The organism is Anoxybacillus sp. LAT27 (genome assembly GCF_022030075.1).
In the GTDB taxonomy this organism is placed as follows: Bacteria; Bacillota; Bacilli; order Bacillales; family Anoxybacillaceae; genus Anoxybacillus; species Anoxybacillus kestanbolensis.
This window is the reverse complement of sequence record NZ_JAIWYK010000062.1, coordinates 21,294-42,589: the sequence shown is the minus strand read 5'-3', so window position 1 is coordinate 42,589 and position 21,296 is coordinate 21,294. Positions and strand designations below refer to the sequence as shown.

The window sequence follows — 21,296 nt, the reverse complement described above, 5'->3', positions numbered from 1 at the left end:
TTCGTTAGGCATTTGTCACGAAATGGGCGATGGTAGCGTATATTGATAAAAGAAGCAACGATGAAGGAGAGGTGACGTTGCCTTGTCAGAGTTGACGATGAAGCAAACAAAAAGTCAAATTAATATCGTGCTTAATGCGAAAAACGTTAATTATTTACCGAAAGAAGAAACACCGAATCGCATTGATTATCATCAACATGCAGTATTGAAAGAGATTCAGAAGGAACTAGATGAGTTAGTTGGACTAAGTGAAGTGAAAAAATTAATTAAAGAAATTTACGCATGGTTATACATTAATAAAGCACGTCAAGCAAATGGATTAAAGGGAAATAAACAGTCTCTTCACATGATTTTTAAAGGGAATCCCGGGACTGGGAAAACGACAGTTGCTCGTATTCTTGGTAAGTTATTTTTAGAAATGAATGTGTTATCTAAAGGACATTTTATTGAAGCAGAACGTGCGGATTTAGTTGGCGAATATATCGGTCATACCGCCAATAAAACACGTGACTTAATTAAGAAAGCACGTGGAGGTATTTTATTTATTGACGAAGCATACTCCCTTGCGCGTGGAGGGGAGAAAGATTTTGGAAAAGAAGCGATTGATACGTTAGTAAAAGGAATTGAAGATTTTTCTGATGACTTAGTCGTTATTTTAGCAGGATATCCAGCCGAAATGGACTATTTTTTATCTTTAAATCCAGGATTGCCGTCACGCTTTCCGTTAATGCTTGAATTTCCTGACTATACAGCAGAGGAACTTGTACAAATTGCAAAACAAATGCTTCATATAAGAGAATACGAGCTTACTAATGAAGCAGAACGAAAGCTACGTGAACATATTGAGCAACTATTGGCCGACGGATATCAAAGAAAATTTAGCAACGGCCGTTACATTCGAAATTTGATTGAAAAAGCAATTCGAAAACAAGCGGTACGTCTGTTGCACGAAGGGCGTTACGATAAAAAAGAATTAATGATTATACGTGAACGTGACCTAGTTGTTGAATGAATAGGAAAGGGGGCCTTTCCTATTTTTTTATGTGAGTAAAGAAGGGTTTCTTTTTTATTTGTAGAATATAATCTGAAAATAAAAAATATTATTTATATCGATATAAAAATATAAGGGAGGGATTGTTTTGTATTTAACGATTGGTGAAGTGTTCACACAGACGGTAAGAAAGTTCCCGAAAAAAGAAGCGCTCGTTGATGTTCGTACAGGCCTTCGCTACACGTACAAACAATGGGCAAAAGAAGTGGACAAACTTGCGAACGCTTTCTTAAAAGCGGGTGTGCGAAAAGGAGACCGTGTATCGACTGTGCTATTTAATACGGCAGAACTGGCGACTGCTTTTTTTGCGTGCGCCAAAATCGGCGCTGTCTTCAATCCGATTAATTTTCGTTTGCGACCAAAAGAAATCGCTTACATTTTAGCGGATGCTACCCCAAAAATCGTGCTATTTGAACAAGCAGTCGAACCACAAATCACAGCCATTCATCATGAATTTCCACACATTTCTTTTTGGATCATTGACGGGCAAGTGCCAACATATGCTGTTTCTTATCACGAACAAATCCAATGTGCAAGCGACGAACTTCCAGCCATCGACGTTTTCGAAAATGATTTGTATGCGATTATGTATACAAGCGGCACGACAGGGCGCCCAAAAGGAGTGTTGCATCGCCACCGCGACATGATCGAACAAAGTTTAATTTGCAATTCGGTCATGCGCATTCGCGAAACAGAGCGAGGGCTTGTCACCGCACCGATGTTCCATTGCGCAGAATTGCATTGTTGCTTCCTTCCACGCGTCCATGCTGGCGCAACAAACGTGATTGTTCATCATTTCGACCCGAAACAAGTATTAACGGTCATCGAACAAGAACAAATTACCATCTTATTTGCCGCACCGACGATGTGGAATATGCTCTTGCAAGAAAAATTATCCGATTATGATTTATCGTCGCTTCGCATCGGTCTATACGGAGCCGCTCCGATGGCGCCAGTGCTTGTGAAAGAATGCAAAGAGCGGTTAGGCATTGATTTAATCCAAGCGTACGGCATGACGGAAATGGGACCAGCTGTTACGTTCTTGTACGAAGATGAGCAGTTAACGAAAGCTGGGTCTGCTGGGCGGGCGTGCTTAAACCATGAAATTCGCATCGTCAAACCGCGCGAAGACGGTCCATCCGACCCAGATGACATCTTGCCACCGGGACAAGTTGGTGAAATTATCGTTAAAGGTCCATGTATGATGGTTGGCTACTACAACCGTGAAGACGCGACCGAAAAAGCGATGTATAAAGGCTGGTATCATTCTGGCGATTTAGGTTATATGGATGAAGACGGTTATTTGTACGTGGCCGACCGCGTCGATGACATGATTATTAGCGGCGGCGAAAATGTCTATCCTCGCGAAGTAGAAGACGTGCTTTACGAACATGAAGGCGTGCTTGATGTCGCAGTGCTTGGCGAGCCAGATGCGCTATGGGGAGAAAAAGTCGTTGCTTTCGTCGTCAAAAAAGACCAACAGCTTACCGCAGAACAATTAGAGGCGTTTTGTAAACAAAGCGACAAGCTGGCTCCGTACAAACGACCGCGCGCGTACTATTTTGTCGAGGCACTGCCACGCAATGCGAGCGGAAAAATTCAAAAGTTTTTATTGCGCGAACAAATGAAAAAAATGGCGCAATCATAAGGTGGGGACAACATGGCAACCTATTTGCATGAAGAACATCACATTTTTCGGGAGGCGTTCCGAAAGTTTTTGCAAAAAGAAGCGTACCCGTTTTATGCGGAATGGGAAAAACAAGGAATCATTCCACGGGAGTTTTGGCGGAAAATGGGGGAGAACGGATTTCTTTGTCCGTGGGTAGATGAAGCGTACGGTGGATTTGGTGCCGATTTCGGCTATTCAGTCGTCATCAATGAGGAGTTAGAAAGAGTAGGGTCTAGCCTTGTCGGCATCGGCTTGCATAACGATATCGTCGTTCCGTATATCGCATCGTACGGCACAGAAGAACAAAAGAAGAAATGGCTACCGAAGTGTGTATCCGGGGAACTCATCACCGCCATTGCGATGACCGAACCAGGCGCAGGTTCTGATTTAGCAGGTATCCAAACAACGGCGGTGAAACAAGGTGACCATTATATCGTCAACGGGCAAAAAACGTTCATTACAAATGGCATTCATGCGGACTTAGTCATCGTCGTTTGCAAAACGAACCTGAGTGCGAACCCGCCGCATAAAGGGATTAGTTTGCTTGTGGTAGAGCGAGAAACACCGGGGTTTACACGCGGTCGGAAGCTTGAAAAAGTCGGATTGCATGCCCAAGATACAGCGGAGTTATTTTTTAGCGACGCGAAAGTTCCGGTGGAAAACTTACTTGGAGAAGAAGGAAAAGGGTTTTACTATTTAATGGAAAAATTGCAACAAGAGCGGCTCATTGTTGCGATTGCTGCACAAACAGCAGCAGAAGTGATGTTTGACTTAACGAAGCGGTATGTGAAAGAACGTACGGCGTTTGGGAAAACGATTAGCCAATTTCAAACCGTTCAATTTCGGCTTGCGGAAATGGCGACGGAAATTGCGTTAGGGCGCGCGTTTCTTGACGATGTCATCGAACAGCATATCGCAGGCAAAGACGTCGTGGCAAACGTATCGATGGCGAAATGGTGGATGACAGAAATGGCAAAGTGTGTTGCTTCGGAAGGGATGCAGCTTCACGGAGGATATGGCTATATGGAAGAATACGAGATTGCCAGACGTTACCGCGATATTCCGGTGAGCGCCATTTATGCCGGAACGAATGAAGTGATGAAAATGATCATTGCGAAACATCTTGGGCTTTAGGGGGGATTTTGTTGCTTGCTGGAATAAAAGTGATTGATTTTTCCCATTATCTCCCCGGTCCGTTTGCGAGTCTTCGCTTAGCGGATTTAGGGGCGGAAGTAATCAAAATCGAGCCGAAAACAGGCGATCGAATGCGGGAGTTAGCCGATGATTACCTTTTTGACGCGAACAATAAAAATAAAAAAAGCATCGCGCTCGATTTGAAGGACGAGCAAGATGTTCAAATCGCGCAACAGCTTATCCGCGAAGCAGACGTCGTTATCGAAAGTTTCCGTCCCGGTGTCATGAAAAAGCTTGGGCTTGGCTATGAAGACGTATCCGCTCTCAATCCAGCGATTGTTTATTGTTCTATCAGCGGGTATGGTCAGCATAGCACATATGGGAGCCATGACATCAATTATATGGCGCTTTCCGGTGTTTTAGCCCAGATGAAAGCGGACGGCCGCCCCATTCATCCGACGATCACGCTTGCCGATCTCATTACGAGCATGCATGTCGTTGAACAAGTTGCCGCTGCTTTGTATGCTCGGGAGCGGACGGGAAAAGGGTGTTATATAGACGTTGCCCTTGTCGACGGCTTACTTTCAATGATGACAAACCATTTTGTAGTAGAACACTATACGGGGCAAAAAAACGGGATTCCTGTATTAGCTGGCACGGTTGTGTCGTATCATTTGTACGAAACGAAAGACGGGCGCTATATGGCGCTTGCCGCGCTGGAAGCACACTTTTGGCGCAATTTTTGTGACGCAGTCGAAAAGCCAGAATGGTATGAAGGACATTTATCGGCAGCTTGTGACGACAATCCTCTCTTTCTAGAAATAAAGCAGTTGTTTCGCACAAAAACGTTCCAACAATGGATTGCGTTTGCCGAGCAAGTCGATTGTTGCTTAACGCCGGTATTCGAAACAGATGAAGCGAAAACGTGGTTTGCAAATAACGCGTACCGAAAAATGATTCATATCGACAACGACCAAATTGAAGTGGCGACTCGTTATGACGAACATTTTTTTACAAAACGTACACGAGCACCAAAGCTAAACGAACATGGAGGAGTGCATGCATATGATGAACGTTCCATTAAATATTGTGACAATGCTTGAACGGGCAGAAATGTTTTTTCCGAAAAAACAAGTCATTTCGCGGATGAAGAACGGGCTTGTCCGCCACACGTATCAAGAAATTGGCGAACGGACGAGAAAGCTTGCGAGCGCATTACGAACACTTGGCGTCCATACAGGAGACCGCGTCGGTACGTTTGCATGGAACCATCATCGCCATTTAGAAGCGTATTTTGCCATTCCAGGCATCGGGGCGGTGTTGCATACGATTAACATTCGCCTGTCGCCGCAACATATCGCCTATATTATTAATCACGCCAACGACCGTGTGCTATTGATTGACGACGATTTACTGCCGCTCATTGAACGTGTGAAAGACGAAATAAACGTTGAAGCGTTTGTCATTATGACCGATGAACCGACGCTTCCCGAGACGACGCTGTCGCCTGTTTATCATTATGAGGAATTGTTACAACAAGCCGAGCCGATTTCGTTTGTCAAAGATATCGATGAGCATCATCCTGCTGGGATGTGCTATACGTCCGCAACAACTGGAAATCCAAAGGGCGTGTTATACTCCCATCGCGGCATCGTTCTCCATAGCATGGCGCTAGGGCTTGCCGATAGCGCGGCGCTGTCGGAATCGGATGTGGCGCTGCCAGTCGTGCCGATGTTTCATGCGAATGCGTGGGGCTTGCCGTTTGCGGCGGTTTGGTTTGGAACGACGCTCGTTATGCCAGGGGCAGCATTTACACCGAAAATATTGGCAGAACTAATGGAACAAGAAAAAGTGACGCTTGCGGCTGGTGTGCCGACCGTTTGGCTTGGCTTATTGAATGAGTTGGAAAAAGGCACGTACGATTTACGCAGCGTGACGCGCATTTTATGCGGTGGTTCAGCAGCGCCAAAAGGAATGATTCGCGCCTTTGAAGAAAAATACGGCATCCCGTTCGTGCACGCCTACGGCATGACGGAAACGAGTCCGCTTGTCGTCTTATCGCGTCTAAAAAGCTACCAGCAGCACGTATCGAACGAAGAAAAATTGGACATCCGTGCGAAGCAAGGATTTCTTGTCCCTGGGGTAGAAATGAAAGTGATTGGCAAAGACGGCGAAGTAGCGTGGAACGGAACAGAAATGGGCGAACTATGCTTGCGCGGTCCGTGGATTGCCGACGAATACTACAACGATGAGCGAAGCAAAGACGCATTTCGCGATGGTTGGCTATATACGGGAGATGTCGTCACCGTCGATGAGGAAGGATTTATTAAAATCGTCGACCGGACAAAAGACGTCATTAAAAGCGGTGGGGAGTGGATTTCGTCTGTCGATTTAGAAAATGCCTTGATGGCGCACGAAGCGGTGTTTGAAGCTGCCGTTGTGGCGGTGCCACACCCGCAATGGCAAGAGCGACCGATCGCTTGCGTGGTAGTGAAAGAAGGAAAAAATGTGACAAAAGAGGAACTATACGACTTTTTACGTCCGCAATTTGCGAAATGGTGGCTGCCGGATGAGATTATTTTTATGAACGAAATTCCGAAAACAAGTGTCGGAAAATTTTTGAAAATGAAATTACGCGAACAATTTCGCGATTATTTCACGAATGTTCAATAGGGGGAGTAGCGATGCAAACAATTGCAGTCATCGGTGCTGGCTTAATGGGAAGCGGCATTGCCCAGTCGCTAGCGATGGGCGGAAAAACGGTTTATTTATACGATATTTCCGAAGCAGCGCTTGAAAAAGGAATGCAGTCGATTCAAAAAAGCCTTGCTCGCTTTGTAAAGGCTGGTAAACTACAAGAACAAGAAGCAACGGCTATTCTTGCCCGCATCCAAACCGAAACGAATTTGCAAGAAGCAGTAAAAGAAGCGGACGTTGTCATCGAAGCGGTGCCAGAACATTTGCCGCTCAAAAAACAAGTATTTGAACAGCTTGACCGCTATGCGAAACAAGAAGCGATTTTAGCAACGAATACGTCGGAATTAAGCGTGACCGCGATTGCCGCAGCGACTAAACGTCCGAGCCAAGTCGTCGGCATGCATTGGTTTAACCCAGCGCCAGTCATGAAGCTCATTGAGATCGTCAAAGGCGTGGCAACATCCGAACAAACGATCGAAGTGATTCAACAACTGTCCGAAGAAATCGGCAAAGAAACAGTCGTTGTCAAAGATATGCAAGGATTTGTGACAACAAGAGCGCTTGCGGCGCATATGATTGAATGCATTCGCATGTACGAAGAAGGAGTTGCTTCCGCCGAGCATATTGACAAAGCGATTCGCCTCGGGCTGAATTACCCGATGGGACCATTAGAACTTGCCGATTTAGTCGGATTAGATACGATGTTGTTTGTGAGTGAAAATATGACAGAAGCGTATGGCGACCGATTCCGTCCACCACAAACGCTTCGCAAACTTGTCGAAGCGGGGCATCTCGGTCGAAAAACAGGCAAAGGATTTTACACATACGAATGAAAGAAGGGAAAGATATGCGCGAAGTCGTGATTGTCGAAGCGGTACGCACTCCTGTTGGCAAGCGAAACGGGGTGTTCCGTGACAAACATCCTGTTCACTTAGCAGCTGTGGTGCTCGATGAAGTCGTGAGACGAGCGGGGATTGGAAAACAGCTGATCGAAGATATCGTGATGGGATGCGTAACGCCGATTGGCGAACAAGGCTACAATATCGGGAGGCTAGCAGCATTAGAGGCAGGCTTTCCGGTGGAAGTACCGGCGGTGCAAATTAACCGAATGTGCGGGTCGGGACAGCAAGCGATTCATTTCGCTGCGCAAGAAATTAAATCAGGCGATATGGATATTACGATTGCGGCTGGCGTCGAAAGTATGACGAAAGTGCCGATTTTAAGTGACGGGAACGAGCGAACGATTCCACCGTCGCTCCATGAAAAGTACGAATTCGTTCACCAAGGAGTGTCTGCTGAACGGATTGCCGAAAAATACGGATTGACAAGAGAACAGTTGGACGAATATGCATATGAAAGTCATCAACGGGCGCTTCGGGCACAAGCGGAAGGTCGTTTCACCGAAGAAATCATACCCATCCACGGGCTTGATAAAGATGGAAACGACATCATCGTAACAGCCGACGAAGGACCGCGCCAAGATACATCGTTTGAAGCGTTGGCGACATTGAAGCCGGTCTTTAAACAAAACGGAAAAATTACGGCTGGAAACGCAAGTCAAATGAGCGACGGTGCTGCTGCGGCGCTGCTGATGGAGCGCGAAACAGCGATTCGCCTCGGCTTGAAGCCGAAAGCAAAAATCGTCGCGCAAACGGTCGTTGGCTCCGACCCGACATATATGCTTGACGGTGTCATCCCGGCGACGAAAAAAGTATTGCAAAAAGCAAACCTCACCATTGATGATATTGACCTTGTCGAAATTAACGAAGCGTTTGCGCCTGTCGTCCTCGCTTGGCAAAAAGAAATCGGTGCTCCCCTTTCGAAAGTGAACGTTAACGGTGGTGCCATCGCCTTAGGTCATCCGCTCGGTGCAACGGGCGTGAAACTGATGGCATCCCTCGTTCACGAACTCGAACGACGAAAGGGGCGCTACGGGCTACTGACGATTTGCATCGGGCACGGTATGTCCACTGCGACCATCATCGAACGGTGGGAAGAATAAAAAGAAATCGGATGTCTCCATCAAGACATCCGATTTCAGTTTTCCATCTTCAACGATTTATTTGGCAATTTCCAGTTGTACGTATATGATAAAATACGTAATGTTGCAACAATAACAAACAATACGTACAAACTAATTGAAGAATGTGCGATTCCAGTTCCGACTGTAATGCCAGCTACAATAGCCCAAACAGCATAAATTTCATCGCGCAATACGAGCGGTTTTCTTCCCGCCAGTACATCACGGATCATCCCCCCACCGCTCCCGGTCAATACAGCAGCGACGATGACCGCGCTCAACGGAAGATTCATTTGAACAGCATATAGCGCTCCTTGAATGGCGAACGCTGAAAGACCGAGGGCATCAAAAAAGTTCCCCCACCGCTGCCAATGTGGTAGCATTTTTTGCGGAAACAAATAGACAATCGTCATCGCAATAAACGCAATCAAAAAAAGAGTTTGTTGCTGCCAAAGGATCGATACAGGTACACCAATTAATACGTTGCGTACAGCACCGCCGCCGAATGCGGTTACAATTCCGAGAATATACACACCTAAAATATCGTATTCTTCTTCCATAGCAACAATGGCTCCGCTAATCGCAAAGGCGATGGTGCCAATCATACTTAATACTTCCCAAGTCATCGTTGCATTCCTTTCTATCATGTAACATCACGTTAAAATTTTATGTGTAAAATACGAAAAAATCAATGCTCATTTTTCAGTCATAGCACTTTTACATAAGATTTGTTATGATGAGAACAGACGTTCAACAGGAAAGAGGGAAAATATGCAAAAAGAACAAGAAAGAGTGATTATTGTTGGGTGTCAATTACCACATGTCGATGATGAGCGGTTTTCGTATTCAATGGAAGAGCTTTCTTCGCTCGCTCATACGGCAAACGGTAAAGTCGTTATCCAGCTTACGCAAAAGCGGGAGATGATCCATCCGGCTACATATATTGGTAAAGGAAAAGTGGAAGAACTTGTTCGGCTTGTTGAACAGTTTGAACCAGATGTTGTTATTTTTAATGACGAGCTGTCGCCAAGTCAAAACCGCAACTTAACGAAGGTATTGAATGTGCGTGTCATTGATCGGACGCAGCTTATTTTAGACATTTTCGCAAGCCGGGCGCGTTCAAAAGAAGGGAAATTGCAAGTTGAGCTTGCTCAGTTACAATACATCTTGCCGCGGTTAAGCGGGCAAGGTGTAGAACTCTCTCGTTTAGGTGGTGGAATTGGAACGAGGGGACCGGGGGAAACGAAACTAGAAACGGATCGTCGTCATATTCGCCGTCGCATCGATGAAATTAAAGCGCAGCTAAGAGCGGTCGTCGAACATCGTGAACGGTATCGTGAGCGACGAAAAAAAAATGCTGTGTTTCAAATTGCGCTTGTCGGCTATACAAACGCTGGAAAATCCACGCTTTTTAACCGCCTAACGAACGCAGATGCGTTGGAAGAAAATTTATTGTTCGCTACGTTAGATCCGCTCACTAGAAAACTTGTGCTGCCAAGCGGCTACACCGCGCTGTTGACGGACACGGTCGGCTTTATTCAAGACTTGCCGACAACGCTTGTTGCAGCGTTTCGTTCGACGTTAGAAGAAGTGAAAGAAGCTGATTTGATTTTACATATTGTCGATTCGTCCAATCCGGACTATATTCAACATGAACAAACTGTTTACCGCTTGCTTGAGGAGTTGGAGGCGACATCTATTCCAATTGCTACCGTGTATAATAAACGCGACATCGTCCTTCCGAGCTTTGTGCCAAGCCCGAAAACGGACTATTTGTTAGTGAGTGCCTTTCATGAACAAGACGTCCAAACCTTACGCCATTTTATTGAACAAAAAATGATAGAGGCGATGGAACATTATAATGTAGCGATTCCGTCGTTTGCAGGAAAATTGCTCGCACAACTAAAAGCAGAAACAATTGTACAACATATGTATTTCAATGAACAAAGTGGTATGTACGAGTGTAGCGGCTATTTATTGCCGGAACATCCACTTTTAGCACAACTAAGAACATATCAAAAATAGAAAGGGTTGTTTTATGTTTCAACATTTAACTCATGGAGAAAAAATTGAAGCGCTCGTCAAAGAAGTTGAAGTACAAATTGCGCCGGTTCATCGGGCAATTGAAGAGCGGATCGACTATAACCAATATCGCGTTTTGCAGAGCTTTCGTCACCATCAAGTGAGCGATGCTCACTTTATTCCATCAACAGGATATGGTTATGATGACATCGGACGTGATACGCTTGAAAAAGTGTATGCGGACGTATTCGGTGGGGAAGCGGCGCTCGTTCGTCCGCAAATCATTTCCGGTACGCACGCCATTACGATTGCCTTGTTTGGCATTTTGCGCCCCGGCGATGAGCTTTTATACATCACTGGCAAACCGTACGATACACTCGAAGAAATTGTCGGCATTCGTGGCAAAGGTATCGGCTCGTTAAAAGAGTTTCATATCGGCTATCAAAGTGTACCGCTCACTCCAGAAGGAAAAGTTGACTTCGTAGCGGTCAAACAGGCGATCAACGAACGGACAAAGATGATTGGTATTCAACGCTCGAAAGGGTACGATCCTCGACCATCGTTCACTATCGCCGAAATAAAAGAGATGATTGATTTTGTCAAAGCAATCAAACAAGACGTTATTGTGTTTGTTGATAACTGTTACGGAGAATTTGTGGAAAACCAAGAGCCGTGCCATGTTGGTGCCGATTTAATGGCGGGTTCACTTATTAAAAATCCAGGTGGCGGATTAGCAAAAACGGGAGGATATCTCGTTGGTAAACGCGAATGTATCGAGATGTGTGCGTACCGCATGACATCTCCGGGAATCGGGGGAGAGGCAGGCGCCTCTTTATATAGTTTGCAAGAAATGTATCAAGGTTTTTTCTTAGCTCCGCATGTTGTTGGACAAGCGTTAAAAGGGGCGGTTTTCACATCAGCGATGCTCGAACGGATTGGAATGAATACGTATCCAACGTGGGATGCAGTACGTACAGATTTAATTCAATCGGTGCAATTTGATGATGCAGAACAAATGATTGCATTTTGTCAGGCGATTCAATTTGCATCACCAGTCAATGCCCATTTCACCCCATACCCGAACTATATGCCAGGCTATGAGGATGACGTCATTATGGCGGCAGGGACATTTGTACAAGGTGCAAGCATTGAGCTATCCGCCGATGGCCCGATTCGGCCTCCATATGTTGCATACGTCCAAGGGGGACTAACGTACTCACATGTCAAAATCGCTGTTTGCATGGCGATTGATCAGTTGCTTGAAAAACAGTTGATTCAATTATAAAATTTTCAGAAAAAAACATGTGATAAGATGTAACGTGTCATTGACATATAAACTAACATATAATAAAATAAAAATACGTATTACGTAAGGAGGGGTCGACATGAATAGTCACATTCGTCGCTCCATGCCGTTATTTCCTATCGGTATCGTTATGCAGTTAACAGATTTATCAGCGCGACAAATTCGCTATTATGAAGAACACGGTCTTATTTCACCTGCACGGACAGAAGGTAATCGGCGGTTGTTCTCGTTTAATGACGTGGATCGGTTGCTTGAAATTAAAGATCTAATCGAGCAAGGGGTTAATTTGGCGGGAATTAAACAAATTTTTGCTTCACGTCAGCAACAACACGCTGAAGCAACGCCACCTGTTGCGCCGAAAGTCATGAAGCAAGATTTGTCGGAAGCGGAGTTGCGCAAACTTTTGCGTGCCGAGCTGATGCAAGCAGGTCGCTTTAATCGCGCTTCACTTCGTCAAGGCGATATCGCTCGTTTTTTTCATTAAAGAATTTATGTTTTTAACATAAATGATCTTTTCATTTTTGGGGGAGGAATATGTATGGCTAAGTACACAAAAGAAGACATTTTTCGTATTGTAAAGGAAGAGAATGTAAAGTATATTCGCTTGCAATTTACTGATATTCTCGGCACGATTAAAAACGTAGAAATTCCAGTGAGCCAGCTACAAAAAGCGCTCGATAATAAAATGATGTTTGATGGATCATCGATCGAGGGATTTGTTCGCATCGAAGAATCAGATATGTACTTGTACCCAGATTTAGATACATTCGTTATTTTCCCATGGACAGCTGAAAAAGGGAAAGTGGCACGTTTTATTTGTGACATTTATAATCCGGATGGTACACCGTTTGAGGGGTGTCCGCGTTACAACTTAAAACGTGTACTAAAAGAAATGGAGGAGCTCGGATTTACAGAGTTCAACCTAGGGCCAGAGCCAGAGTTCTTCTTGTTTAAGTTAGATGAAAAAGGAGAGCCTACATTAGAGTTAAACGATAATGGCGGTTACTTTGACTTAGCACCAACCGATTTAGGAGAAAACTGCCGACGGGATATTGTATTAGAATTAGAAGAGATGGGATTCGAAATTGAAGCGTCTCACCATGAAGTTGCGCCAGGGCAACATGAAATTGACTTCAAGTATGCAAATGCGGTAAAAGCGTGTGATGACATTCAAACATTTAAGCTTGTGGTCAAGACTGTTGCACGTAAACATGGTTTGCACGCGACATTTATGCCAAAACCACTTTTTGGTGTAAACGGATCTGGTATGCATTGTAACTTATCGCTCTTTAAAAATGGTGAAAATGCTTTCTTTGATCCAAATGGCCAATTACAACTGAGCGAGACAGCATTACAGTTTATTGCAGGTGTGTTAAAACACGCGCCAAACTTTACAGCGGTAACGAACCCAACAGTAAATTCATATAAACGTCTCGTTCCAGGATATGAGGCACCTTGTTACGTTGCATGGTCGGCACGTAATCGTAGCCCGCTTGTTCGTATCCCAGCATCGCGCGGCATGAGCACACGAATTGAAGTGCGTAGTGTGGATCCTGCAGCTAATCCATATTTGGCCATGGCTGTATTATTGGCGGCCGGACTAGATGGAATTAAAAACAAATTGACGCCGCCTGCGCCAGTCGATCGCAACATTTATGTGATGACAAAAGAGGAACGTTTAGAGGAAGGTATTGTTGACTTACCTGCGACATTAGCGGAAGCGCTCCAAAACTTAAAATCGGATGAAGTAATTGTTAATGCGCTTGGTAAACATTTATTCGAACACTTTGTCGAAGCGAAAGAAATTGAATGGGATATGTTCCGCACGGCTGTGCATCCGTGGGAACGTGAACAATATATGAGCCTTTACTAAAAAAGCTAACGGTTTTTCCGTTAGCTTTTTTTCCGTTTCTTTTTCTTTCTTAATGAATAGTTCGATATACACCGATGACTTTCCCTAAAATTGTAGCGTTTTGGACAATGATCGGCTCCATTGAAGAGTTCTCAGGCTGCAAACGGATATGATCTTTTTCTTTAAAAAACCGTTTTACTGTCGCTTCATGATCTTCCGTCATCGCTACAACGATATCCCCGTTATTTGCTGTTTGTTGTTGACGGACGATCACGTAGTCTCCGTCTAAAATACCGGCTTCAATCATGCTTTCTCCGACAATTTGCAACATAAATACTTGATCATCTGGTGAGACGAACCGTTCTGGAAGGGGGAAGTATTCTTCGATATTTTCAATTGCAGTAATTGGTTGTCCGGCTGTGACTTTTCCGACGATTGGGACATTGATGACATTTGTTCTCGGGATGGATTCATGTTCGTCCAAAATCTCAATGGCGCGAGGTTTCGTTGGATCACGTCTAATGAACCCTTTGCTTTCTAAACGGGCTAAATGTCCGTGAACGGTAGAACTTGAAGCTAAACCAACTGCCTCGCCAATTTCCCTCACAGATGGTGGATACCCTTTCGTGCGCACTTCTTGTTTAATAAAGTCCAAAATTTGTTGTTGTCGTTTTGATAATTTTGCCACCATTATACACCTCTTCCTATTCAATCTTTGTCCATATTATAACATAAATTCGTATGTTAACACAAACATAAGTTCGAGAAATAGTTGACACGAACAAAAGTTCGCGTTATCATAAATACAAACAAATGTTCTTGGGGGTAGGTTTGATGAGCAAAATACATTATATAATAATGATCTTATTTAGCTTTTTGTTTGTATGGGCATTTATGCATGTCACACAATCTGTTGATAAAGAAAAATATGTGGAGATTACGGTATCAGCTGGCGATACACTATGGGGGCTTGCAGAGCAATATAAACATGAACATCAATTGTCACGGCAACAATTCATTGAATGGGTAATGAAAGTAAATAAACGTTCAGACGATCAATTGATCGTTGGTGAGAAAATTGTCATTCCTGTGTTAAAATCAAATAGCGAAAATCAGCTTGTTGCTAATAAACCATAAAGAAAGGGATGACGGATGAACGCGATTATTTATTGTCGTGTAAGTACGACAAAAGAGGCACAAGAAACATCGCTACAAAGACAAAAAGAAGAGCTTCAGCACCTCGCTATGGAATACGAAATGAATGTGATCAAGACCATTGAAGAACAGGCAAGTGGTTATGATATTGAACGGGAAGGAATTATGGAGCTGCTTGATACGATGAAACAACATCGCATCGACGTCGTTCTCGTTCAAGATGAAACAAGACTTGGACGAGGAAATGCAAAAATTGCTCTTCTTCGTTGTTTACAAAAGGAAGGGATTCGCGTCTATACGGTAAGTCATCGTGGGGAGCTTCAATTATCAGAAGCAGATTCGATGGTGTTAGAGATTATTAGTATTGTTGAAGAATACCAAAGAAAGATACATAATTTAAAAATTAAACGTGGCATGCAACGGGCCGTTCAAAACGGATATCGTCCAGAAAACAATTTACGCAACATTGGTGAACACGCTGGACGCGATCGGAAAGATGTGCCGATTGAAGATATTGTTCGTTTACGCCAAAATGGCTTAACGTTTGCAGAAATTGCGGCTACCCTTCGTTCATTTGGTTATGATGTATCTAAAGCGACTGTTCATCGGAGATACAAAGAACACGAACAACTTGTCAACAAAGAAAAGTTTTTGTATGATGATACGAGCAAAAAAATCAATACAAAGGAATGAGGTTGAATGTTATCTTCTGAAAAAATTGCACGAATTAATGCGTTAGCTAAAAAAGCAAAAATGGAAGGTCTTACGGACGAAGAAAAACAAGAGCAACTCCAACTTCGTACAGAGTATATTGCGGCGTTTCGTGCGTCAATGATTGAAACGTTGCATGCCGTGAAAGTCATTGATCCGAACGGAAACGATGTCACTCCTCAAAAATTAAAGGATAGTAAGAAAAAACGCCTGCATTAATATGCCTATCATGGAGAACATACGAGTATAGATGTTCTCTTTTTTCGTCAGTTTGTCAAAAAAAATGTTGTGAAGCATTGTACATTTTACGAACTTTTCTATATCATAAAAGATGAACATGTTTGCAAATGAAAGGATGAAGACGATGACACACTCTATTGAACAATTATCGATTGCGGCGATTCGTACGTTGTCCATTGATGCTATCGAAAAAGCTAATTCCGGTCATCCGGGTATGCCGATGGGCGCAGCACCGATGGCGTATACGCTATGGACGAAGTTTATGAATCATAACCCACGCAATCCAAAGTGGTTTAATCGCGATCGCTTTGTGCTGTCAGCAGGGCACGGTTCAATGCTATTGTATAGCTTGCTCCATTTAAGTGGTTACGACGTCACGATGGAAGATATTAAGCAGTTTCGTCAATGGGGAAGTAAAACACCGGGACATCCAGAATACGGTCATACCCCAGGTGTCGAAGCAACAACTGGTCCGCTTGGGCAAGGAATTGCGATGGCTGTTGGAATGGCGATGGCAGAACGTCATTTAGCAGCTACGTACAACAAAGATAAGTTCGAAATGATCAATCACTTTACATATGCCATTTGTGGTGATGGCGACTTAATGGAAGGGGTTTCGGCAGAAGCTGCGTCGTTAGCGGGGCATTTGAAACTCGGCCGCCTCATCGTTCTTTATGATTCGAATGATATTTCGCTAGACGGCGAATTACATCTTTCGTTTTCAGAAAGTGTAGAACAGCGTTTCAAAGCGTATGGATGGCAATATATTCGTGTCGAAGATGGCAATAACATCGAGGAAATTGCCCGAGCTATTGCTGAAGCTCAAAAAGATTTAGAACGTCCGACATTAATTGAAGTAAAAACGACAATCGGTTATGGTTCACCAAACAAAGCGGGAACAGCAGATGTACATGGCGCTCCGCTAGGTAAAGATGAAATTAAGTTAACAAAAGAAGCATATAAATGGACGTTTGAAGAAGATTTTTACGTTCCAGATGAAGTATATGCTCATTTTGAAAAAGTAGTTAAAGAAGCCGGAGAGAAAAAAGAAGCTGAGTGGAATGCTTTATTTGCTGAATATGAAAAAGCATATCCAGATTTAGCGAAACAGCTAAAAATGGCGATTGAAGGTAAACTTCCTGAAGGTTGGGAAAAAGCGTTGCCTGTATATGCTGAAGGGAAGAGTCTAGCAACACGTGCTTCTTCTGGAGAAGTATTGAATGCTATCGCAAAAGTTGTGCCACAATTTTTAGGTGGATCCGCAGACCTAGCAGGTTCAAATAAAACGTTGATTAAAGGAGCAGGAGACTTCTTACCTGGAAGTTATGAAGGTCGTAACATTTGGTTTGGTGTACGTGAATTTGCGATGGGCGCAGCGTTAAATGGGATGGCGCTTCATGGCGGTGTAAAAGTGTACGGTGGTACGTTCTTCGTCTTTTCAGATTATTTACGTCCAGCGATTCGACTTGCTGCACTTATGGGATTGCCTGTCACATATGTATTTACGCATGATAGCATTGCTGTTGGTGAGGATGGTCCAACGCATGAGCCAATTGAACAACTCGCTTCATTAAGAGCGATGCCAAATGTATGCGTCATTCGTCCGGCAGATGCGAACGAAACAGCAGCTGCATGGCGGTTAGCGGTAGAATCTACGGATCGTCCAACGGCGCTTGTGTTGACACGTCAAAACCTTCCTACGCTAGCGACAACAGCAGGGCGTGCGTATGAAGGAGTGAAGAGAGGAGCGTATGTTGTTTCTGAAGCTCAAGGAGAAGTACAAGCATTGTTGCTAGCATCTGGTTCAGAAGTTAGCTTAGCTGTAGAAGCACAAAAAGCGTTAGCGAATGAAGGTATTCATGTTTCGGTTGTAAGTATGCCTTCGTGGGACCGTTTTGAAGCGCAACCAGCGCAATATAAAGAAAGCGTCATTCCGAAGCATGTAAAAAAACGTCTTGCGATTGAAATGGGTGCATCTCTTGGTTGGGAACGATATACAGGTGACGAAGGGGATATTTTAGCTATCGATCGCTTTGGGGCCTCAGCACCTGGTGAAAAAATTATGCAAGAATATGGATTTACAGTAGAAAACGTTGTAGCGCGAGTCAAAGCATTATTAAGTAAATAATAAAACGGGGAGATGTGCTCCCCGTTTTATTATCGAATGAAGATTTTTTACTGAACATATTGTACAAACCGTTATTGTTTAGTATAGTGTAATGTAGACAACATGAAGGAGGAAAAAATATGTGGGAAATGATTTTAGTAGGCATTGTAGCGCTTGCTGCTGGCGTTGCGCTCGGATTTTTTATCGCGCGTAAAACAATGATGAACTACTTAAAGAAAAATCCACCGATTAATGAACAAATGATTCGAATGATGATGATGCAAATGGGTATGACGCCATCGCAAAAAAAGATCAACCAAATGATGAAAGCGATGAACAATCAGTTGAAATAAAGGTAAGGCACTCACAACGAGTGTCTTTTTTAGCATGGAAAGAAGCTGTTGCCCGTATTTGTATTTTTTTGATAAAATATAGCTAAATGAAGAAAGAATGGAGTGCCAATCATATGGACATTCAACTGTTTGTTGCGTTTGGGGCAGGTGTGTTGTCGTTTATTTCTCCTTGCTGTTTGCCGCTTTACCCAGCCTTTTTATCATATATTACGGGAATTTCAGTTAGTGATTTAAAGTCTGATTATGCATTGTTACAAAAAAGAAGTTTGTTACATACGTTATTTTTTTTGCTCGGTTTTTCTTTTATCTTTATTGCGATCGGTTTCGGCACATCGATTCTTGGACGTTTTTTTCATACGTACCAAGATCTTATTCGGCAAATTGGTGCAATACTGATGGTGTTTTTCGGATTTGTTATTATCGGCATCTTTAAGCCGACCTTTTTAATGACGGATCGTCGTTTATCCTTTCAACAACGTCCATCAGGTTATATCGGATCTTTTCTTATTGGTATGGCGTTTGCTGCTGGTTGGACGCCGTGTACAGGTCCGATTTTAGTATCCGTGATTGCTCTAGCAGCGACAAATCCGAGTTTAGGCGTTGTCTATATGACCGCCTATTCACTCGGTTTTGCTTTGCCTTTTTTGCTTTTATCGTTTTTTATTGGGAAAATGGGTTGGATTCGGAAACATCATGTTAAGCTAATGAAAGTCGGCGGATATGTCATGATAGGCATGGGGGTTGTACTGTTTTTTGATTGGATGACGAAAATTACGATTTATATGACAAACATATTTGGTGGCTTTACAGGTTTCTAGTTTCTTAGGGTGTGGAGGGAAAGGAAATGGCGAGAATTTTAATTGTCGATGATGCAAAATTTATGCGCATGACATTAGCGAATATTTTAAAAAAAGCGAATCATGAAGTGGCTGGGGAAGCAGAGAACGGAAAAGAAGCTGTTGATCTTTATATAGAGTTAAAGCCAGACGTGGTGACACTCGATATTACAATGCCAGTGATGAGTGGTCTTGAAGCTGTGAGGGAAATTAAACGTCATGATCCTCATGCGAAGATTATTATGTGTTCCGCGATGGGGCAACAAAAAATGGTTGTTGAAGCTATTGAAGCAGGGGCGCTAGATTTTATCGTAAAACCATTTGATGAAAGTCGCGTCATGGAGGCTATTCAACGTGTGTTACAGTAAGATGAGAAAGGAAGATTGATTTTGGCTATTTTTAGTTCGGTATTTGCGGTGTTTATGGCTGGACTTGTTTTCTTTATTCGTATGAAAGCAGCAGAAAAACCGACAAACGCCAAAAAAATTATATTACCCCCTATTTTTATGAGCACAGGCGCTCTTATGTTTCTTCATCCAATGTTTCGAGTAACGATGTTAGAATGTGTAGAAGCAGTTTTTGTTGGAGCGCTTTTTTCTATTTTGTTAATTAAAACATCTTCGTTTGAAGTTCGAGGCAACAAAATTTATTTACAACGTTCAAAAGCGTTCGCTTTTATTTTTGTTGGCTTAATTGTATTGCGTCTCGCTTTAAAAACATATTTAAGCCGCACCATTGAGTACGGAGAACTCGCGGGAATGTTTTGGATTTTAGCCTTCTCGATGATTGTTCCGTGGCGCGTGGCGATGTATGCATCATATCGTCGCCTCCAACGTGAAATAAAAGAAAAAAGCTAATCAGCAACAGGCGATTAGCTTTTTTTTGTTAGTAAATGTTCGTATTTTGTAAAATCAATTTGTTTTTCTCTTAGCGCTTTAATTAAAAATTTATGATCACGCTTTGGTGTGGCGAGAATATAGCCACGAACAACTAAATCTTCTGTAATTTGATTCGCATTTTCTTGCAACGCCAACTCTCCAATTTTCCCAGCAATTTTTTGGCGTGCCACATCGCGAAACAACTCAGGAACTGGGCGAACTAAATCTTCAAGTAGCGCTTTTTCTTTTTCAGACCATAAATGACGCGTTTGCTCAATATAATATTGTTGCCAATCCAATTCTGACTTCCCATCCTCTTTTGGTAGCCGTTTTAAAAATTTCCTAAACATGAAGAAGCCACCGATTGACATCGTAACAAGAAGAAAAACGACCCAAAATAAAATAAACCATAAAAACCAACCTGTTAGCATACATTCCACCTCAACGTTTATTATGTAAAAAAACAATGGCAGAATCAAGTAAAAGAGCTGACAGTTGCGTCAGCTCTTTTACATATCGTGACTTGAGTTATGCTTTTGGCGGGTATGATTTTGATTTTTTACTTTTTTCGAACCACTAAGCGGTTCTGGTTGTCCTGGGTTATCTCCTTTTGGGGCATTTTTACGCATGTCTTTGCTTGTATTTTTGTTCATGCGACACACTCCTTTCTTTCATATGATGGCATGATAAACCGTATTTATGCATATTTCATCCGTCAATAGGCACGATAATAACAAAAAGAGAGGAGTGAAAGCGATGCCTTATCATAAAAATAAGCAACAGGCGTTTGAAGCTGCACAACAAGGAACAATGGAGGCAAAAGAATGGTATGATCATCTGGTGAAAAGTGACGCAGACTATGGAAGTCAGTTGCATCATCTAAAGCAAGAAGTAAACGAGGCGTTTGAACAAATTAATAACGCGCTTGAAGTAGCCTCGGAAAAACAACGCAAACAGCTTGAACAATTTCGTCATGATTTGCAAGCGATTGTCGACGAAGTTAACATGTATGAATAATCCCGCTTCAAGCGGGATTATTGATTTTTCTTTCGTTTTTTATTATTTTGTTTTTGAGCTTCGGTGAGTGGCTCGTTGGAGAGCTCTTCATTGTAGCCAGCACCTTTTCCTTGTGCGCTCGCATCGTTCATGCCAGGAATGACATGATTTGCTTTTCTTTTTACCATCTTTTTTCACCTCCTACAACTATTGTTGGAAATAGAGCAAAAAAATATGCATTTATCTGAAACTTATAAACAATTATTATT

Annotated in this window: 25 protein-coding genes; 20 read left to right on the top strand and 5 right to left on the bottom strand. The window is 43.1% G+C overall.

The genetic code is table 11. The features are described 5' to 3' along the window. Positions 1 to 82 precede the first annotated feature (82 nt). The 7 genes from spoVK to LD028_RS03615 all read left to right on the top strand — a co-directional run bounded on the left by spoVK (position 83) and on the right by LD028_RS03615 (position 8,553). A complete protein-coding gene (gene spoVK / locus LD028_RS03645; protein ID WP_006318291.1) occupies positions 83 to 1,012 on the top strand; it encodes a stage V sporulation protein K in 930 nt (309 codons plus the stop codon). Between the two features lie 127 nt (positions 1,013 to 1,139). Beyond that, positions 1,140 to 2,699 (top strand): fatty acid--CoA ligase, encoded by a 1,560-nt coding sequence (locus LD028_RS03640; RefSeq protein WP_237810952.1) that lies wholly within the window; start codon positions 1,140 to 1,142, stop codon positions 2,697 to 2,699. Positions 2,700 to 2,711: 12 nt separating this feature from the next. Then, positions 2,712 to 3,854, top strand: a complete 1,143-nt coding sequence (locus LD028_RS03635) for an acyl-CoA dehydrogenase family protein (RefSeq protein ID WP_237810505.1) — start codon at positions 2,712 to 2,714, stop codon at positions 3,852 to 3,854. Between the two features lie 11 nt (positions 3,855 to 3,865). Beyond that, positions 3,866 to 4,957, top strand: coding sequence for a CaiB/BaiF CoA transferase family protein (locus LD028_RS03630; protein ID WP_237810504.1), 1,092 nt, complete (start codon positions 3,866 to 3,868; stop codon positions 4,955 to 4,957). After that, positions 4,920 to 6,527 carry a long-chain fatty acid--CoA ligase gene (locus tag LD028_RS03625; RefSeq protein WP_237810503.1) on the top strand — a complete coding sequence of 536 codons (1,608 nt, stop codon included), beginning with the start codon at positions 4,920 to 4,922 and terminating at the stop codon, positions 6,525 to 6,527. The genes LD028_RS03630 and LD028_RS03625 overlap by 38 nt, the downstream gene beginning before the upstream one ends. A gap of 11 nt (positions 6,528 to 6,538) precedes the next feature. Next, the gene (locus LD028_RS03620) at positions 6,539 to 7,384 is read left to right on the top strand and encodes a 3-hydroxyacyl-CoA dehydrogenase family protein (protein WP_006318296.1); all 846 of its coding nucleotides are present in this window, start codon (positions 6,539 to 6,541) and stop codon (positions 7,382 to 7,384) included. Between the two features lie 14 nt (positions 7,385 to 7,398). Beyond that, positions 7,399 to 8,553 (top strand): thiolase family protein, encoded by a 1,155-nt coding sequence (locus tag LD028_RS03615; protein WP_237810502.1) that lies wholly within the window; start codon positions 7,399 to 7,401, stop codon positions 8,551 to 8,553. Between the two features lie 35 nt (positions 8,554 to 8,588). Here the strand turns inward: LD028_RS03615 and LD028_RS03610 are convergent, their stop codons facing one another. Beyond that, complete coding sequence (locus LD028_RS03610) at positions 8,589 to 9,197, bottom strand: trimeric intracellular cation channel family protein (protein WP_237810501.1); 609 nt, start codon at positions 9,195 to 9,197, stop codon at positions 8,589 to 8,591. Positions 9,198 to 9,342: 145 nt separating this feature from the next. Between LD028_RS03610 and hflX the strand changes: the two genes are divergently transcribed. The 4 genes from hflX (at position 9,343) to glnA (ending at position 13,772) form a co-directional block, all read left to right on the top strand. Further along, positions 9,343 to 10,596 (top strand): GTPase HflX, encoded by a 1,254-nt coding sequence (hflX, locus tag LD028_RS03605; protein ID WP_237810500.1) that lies wholly within the window; start codon positions 9,343 to 9,345, stop codon positions 10,594 to 10,596. Between the two features lie 13 nt (positions 10,597 to 10,609). After that, positions 10,610 to 11,878, top strand: coding sequence for a methionine gamma-lyase family protein (locus LD028_RS03600; RefSeq protein WP_077428334.1), 1,269 nt, complete (start codon positions 10,610 to 10,612; stop codon positions 11,876 to 11,878). 100 nt (positions 11,879 to 11,978) lie between these two features. Next, positions 11,979 to 12,383 (top strand): MerR family transcriptional regulator, encoded by a 405-nt coding sequence (locus LD028_RS03595; RefSeq protein ID WP_077428335.1) that lies wholly within the window; start codon positions 11,979 to 11,981, stop codon positions 12,381 to 12,383. Positions 12,384 to 12,437: 54 nt separating this feature from the next. Further along, on the top strand, positions 12,438 to 13,772 hold the full coding sequence (gene glnA, locus LD028_RS03590; protein ID WP_237810499.1) for a type I glutamate--ammonia ligase: 1,335 nt from the start codon (positions 12,438 to 12,440) through the stop codon (positions 13,770 to 13,772). 49 nt (positions 13,773 to 13,821) lie between these two features. On the opposite strand, the gene lexA is transcribed toward glnA, so the two are convergent. Then, positions 13,822 to 14,439, bottom strand: a complete 618-nt coding sequence (gene lexA / locus LD028_RS03585; RefSeq protein WP_171700061.1) for a transcriptional repressor LexA — start codon at positions 14,437 to 14,439, stop codon at positions 13,822 to 13,824. Positions 14,440 to 14,585: 146 nt separating this feature from the next. Between lexA and yneA the strand changes: the two genes are divergently transcribed. From yneA to LD028_RS03545, 8 genes are all read left to right on the top strand, one after another. Then, positions 14,586 to 14,888: a cell division suppressor protein YneA gene (gene yneA, locus LD028_RS03580; protein ID WP_237810496.1), complete on the top strand. Its 303-nt coding sequence runs from the start codon at positions 14,586 to 14,588 to the stop codon at positions 14,886 to 14,888. Between the two features lie 15 nt (positions 14,889 to 14,903). Continuing rightward, positions 14,904 to 15,599: a YneB family resolvase-like protein gene (locus tag LD028_RS03575; protein WP_237810494.1), complete on the top strand. Its 696-nt coding sequence runs from the start codon at positions 14,904 to 14,906 to the stop codon at positions 15,597 to 15,599. A 6-nt stretch (positions 15,600 to 15,605) separates the two neighbouring features. After that, a complete protein-coding gene (locus LD028_RS03570) occupies positions 15,606 to 15,836 on the top strand; it encodes a DUF896 domain-containing protein (RefSeq protein ID WP_006318312.1) in 231 nt (76 codons plus the stop codon). A gap of 145 nt (positions 15,837 to 15,981) precedes the next feature. Then, entirely contained in the window at positions 15,982 to 17,985 is a 2,004-nt protein-coding gene (gene tkt / locus LD028_RS03565) for a transketolase (RefSeq protein WP_237810493.1), read from the top strand. Positions 17,986 to 18,104: 119 nt separating this feature from the next. Next, positions 18,105 to 18,317, top strand: a complete 213-nt coding sequence (locus tag LD028_RS03560) for a YneF family protein (protein ID WP_003398951.1) — start codon at positions 18,105 to 18,107, stop codon at positions 18,315 to 18,317. A 113-nt stretch (positions 18,318 to 18,430) separates the two neighbouring features. Next, a complete protein-coding gene (locus LD028_RS03555) occupies positions 18,431 to 19,135 on the top strand; it encodes a cytochrome c biogenesis CcdA family protein (RefSeq protein WP_035019581.1) in 705 nt (234 codons plus the stop codon). 26 nt (positions 19,136 to 19,161) lie between these two features. Beyond that, on the top strand, positions 19,162 to 19,521 hold the full coding sequence (locus LD028_RS03550; protein ID WP_237810492.1) for a response regulator: 360 nt from the start codon (positions 19,162 to 19,164) through the stop codon (positions 19,519 to 19,521). Between the two features lie 21 nt (positions 19,522 to 19,542). Continuing rightward, entirely contained in the window at positions 19,543 to 20,010 is a 468-nt protein-coding gene (locus LD028_RS03545) for a CcdC family protein (RefSeq protein WP_004890601.1), read from the top strand. Between the two features lie 14 nt (positions 20,011 to 20,024). Here the strand turns inward: LD028_RS03545 and LD028_RS03540 are convergent, their stop codons facing one another. Both LD028_RS03540 and LD028_RS03535 read right to left on the bottom strand, forming a co-directional pair. Beyond that, on the bottom strand, positions 20,025 to 20,462 hold the full coding sequence (locus LD028_RS03540; protein ID WP_035019583.1) for a DUF2621 domain-containing protein: 438 nt from the start codon (positions 20,460 to 20,462) through the stop codon (positions 20,025 to 20,027). A 78-nt stretch (positions 20,463 to 20,540) separates the two neighbouring features. Next, positions 20,541 to 20,684, bottom strand: coding sequence for a small acid-soluble spore protein P (locus LD028_RS03535; protein WP_006318326.1), 144 nt, complete (start codon positions 20,682 to 20,684; stop codon positions 20,541 to 20,543). Between the two features lie 103 nt (positions 20,685 to 20,787). Between LD028_RS03535 and LD028_RS03530 the strand changes: the two genes are divergently transcribed. Then, a complete protein-coding gene (locus LD028_RS03530) occupies positions 20,788 to 21,048 on the top strand; it encodes a hypothetical protein (RefSeq protein ID WP_035019584.1) in 261 nt (86 codons plus the stop codon). Between the two features lie 17 nt (positions 21,049 to 21,065). Here LD028_RS03530 and sspO read toward each other — a convergent pair whose 3' ends face one another. After that, a complete protein-coding gene (gene sspO, locus LD028_RS03525) occupies positions 21,066 to 21,215 on the bottom strand; it encodes a small acid-soluble spore protein O (RefSeq protein ID WP_004890592.1) in 150 nt (49 codons plus the stop codon). Positions 21,216 to 21,296: the final 81 nt, after the last annotated feature.

Bases quoted from the DNA above. Each gene is read 5' to 3' on its own strand.
- LD028_RS03535 (WP_006318326.1), bottom strand. From the start codon at position 20,684: ATGAACAAAAATACAAGCAAAGACATGCGTAAAAATGCCCCAAAAGGA.
- LD028_RS03530 (WP_035019584.1), top strand. From the start codon at position 20,788: ATGCCTTATCATAAAAATAAGCAACAGGCGTTTGAAGCTGCACAACAA.
- LD028_RS03540 (WP_035019583.1), bottom strand. From the start codon at position 20,462: ATGCTAACAGGTTGGTTTTTATGGTTTATTTTATTTTGGGTCGTTTTT.
- LD028_RS03620 (WP_006318296.1), top strand. From the start codon at position 6,539: ATGCAAACAATTGCAGTCATCGGTGCTGGCTTAATGGGAAGCGGCATT.
- LD028_RS03550 (WP_237810492.1), top strand. From the start codon at position 19,162: ATGGCGAGAATTTTAATTGTCGATGATGCAAAATTTATGCGCATGACA.
- LD028_RS03600 (WP_077428334.1), top strand. From the start codon at position 10,610: ATGTTTCAACATTTAACTCATGGAGAAAAAATTGAAGCGCTCGTCAAA.
- LD028_RS03560 (WP_003398951.1), top strand. From the start codon at position 18,105: ATGTGGGAAATGATTTTAGTAGGCATTGTAGCGCTTGCTGCTGGCGTT.
- LD028_RS03635 (WP_237810505.1), top strand. From the start codon at position 2,712: ATGGCAACCTATTTGCATGAAGAACATCACATTTTTCGGGAGGCGTTC.
- LD028_RS03615 (WP_237810502.1), top strand. From the start codon at position 7,399: ATGCGCGAAGTCGTGATTGTCGAAGCGGTACGCACTCCTGTTGGCAAG.
- LD028_RS03555 (WP_035019581.1), top strand. From the start codon at position 18,431: ATGGACATTCAACTGTTTGTTGCGTTTGGGGCAGGTGTGTTGTCGTTT.
- hflX (WP_237810500.1), top strand. From the start codon at position 9,343: ATGCAAAAAGAACAAGAAAGAGTGATTATTGTTGGGTGTCAATTACCA.
- LD028_RS03625 (WP_237810503.1), top strand. From the start codon at position 4,920: ATGATGAACGTTCCATTAAATATTGTGACAATGCTTGAACGGGCAGAA.
- LD028_RS03570 (WP_006318312.1), top strand. From the start codon at position 15,606: ATGTTATCTTCTGAAAAAATTGCACGAATTAATGCGTTAGCTAAAAAA.
- LD028_RS03575 (WP_237810494.1), top strand. From the start codon at position 14,904: ATGAACGCGATTATTTATTGTCGTGTAAGTACGACAAAAGAGGCACAA.
- glnA (WP_237810499.1), top strand. From the start codon at position 12,438: ATGGCTAAGTACACAAAAGAAGACATTTTTCGTATTGTAAAGGAAGAG.
- LD028_RS03595 (WP_077428335.1), top strand. From the start codon at position 11,979: ATGAATAGTCACATTCGTCGCTCCATGCCGTTATTTCCTATCGGTATC.
- LD028_RS03610 (WP_237810501.1), bottom strand. From the start codon at position 9,197: ATGACTTGGGAAGTATTAAGTATGATTGGCACCATCGCCTTTGCGATT.
- tkt (WP_237810493.1), top strand. From the start codon at position 15,982: ATGACACACTCTATTGAACAATTATCGATTGCGGCGATTCGTACGTTG.
- sspO (WP_004890592.1), bottom strand. From the start codon at position 21,215: ATGGTAAAAAGAAAAGCAAATCATGTCATTCCTGGCATGAACGATGCG.
- yneA (WP_237810496.1), top strand. From the start codon at position 14,586: ATGAGCAAAATACATTATATAATAATGATCTTATTTAGCTTTTTGTTT.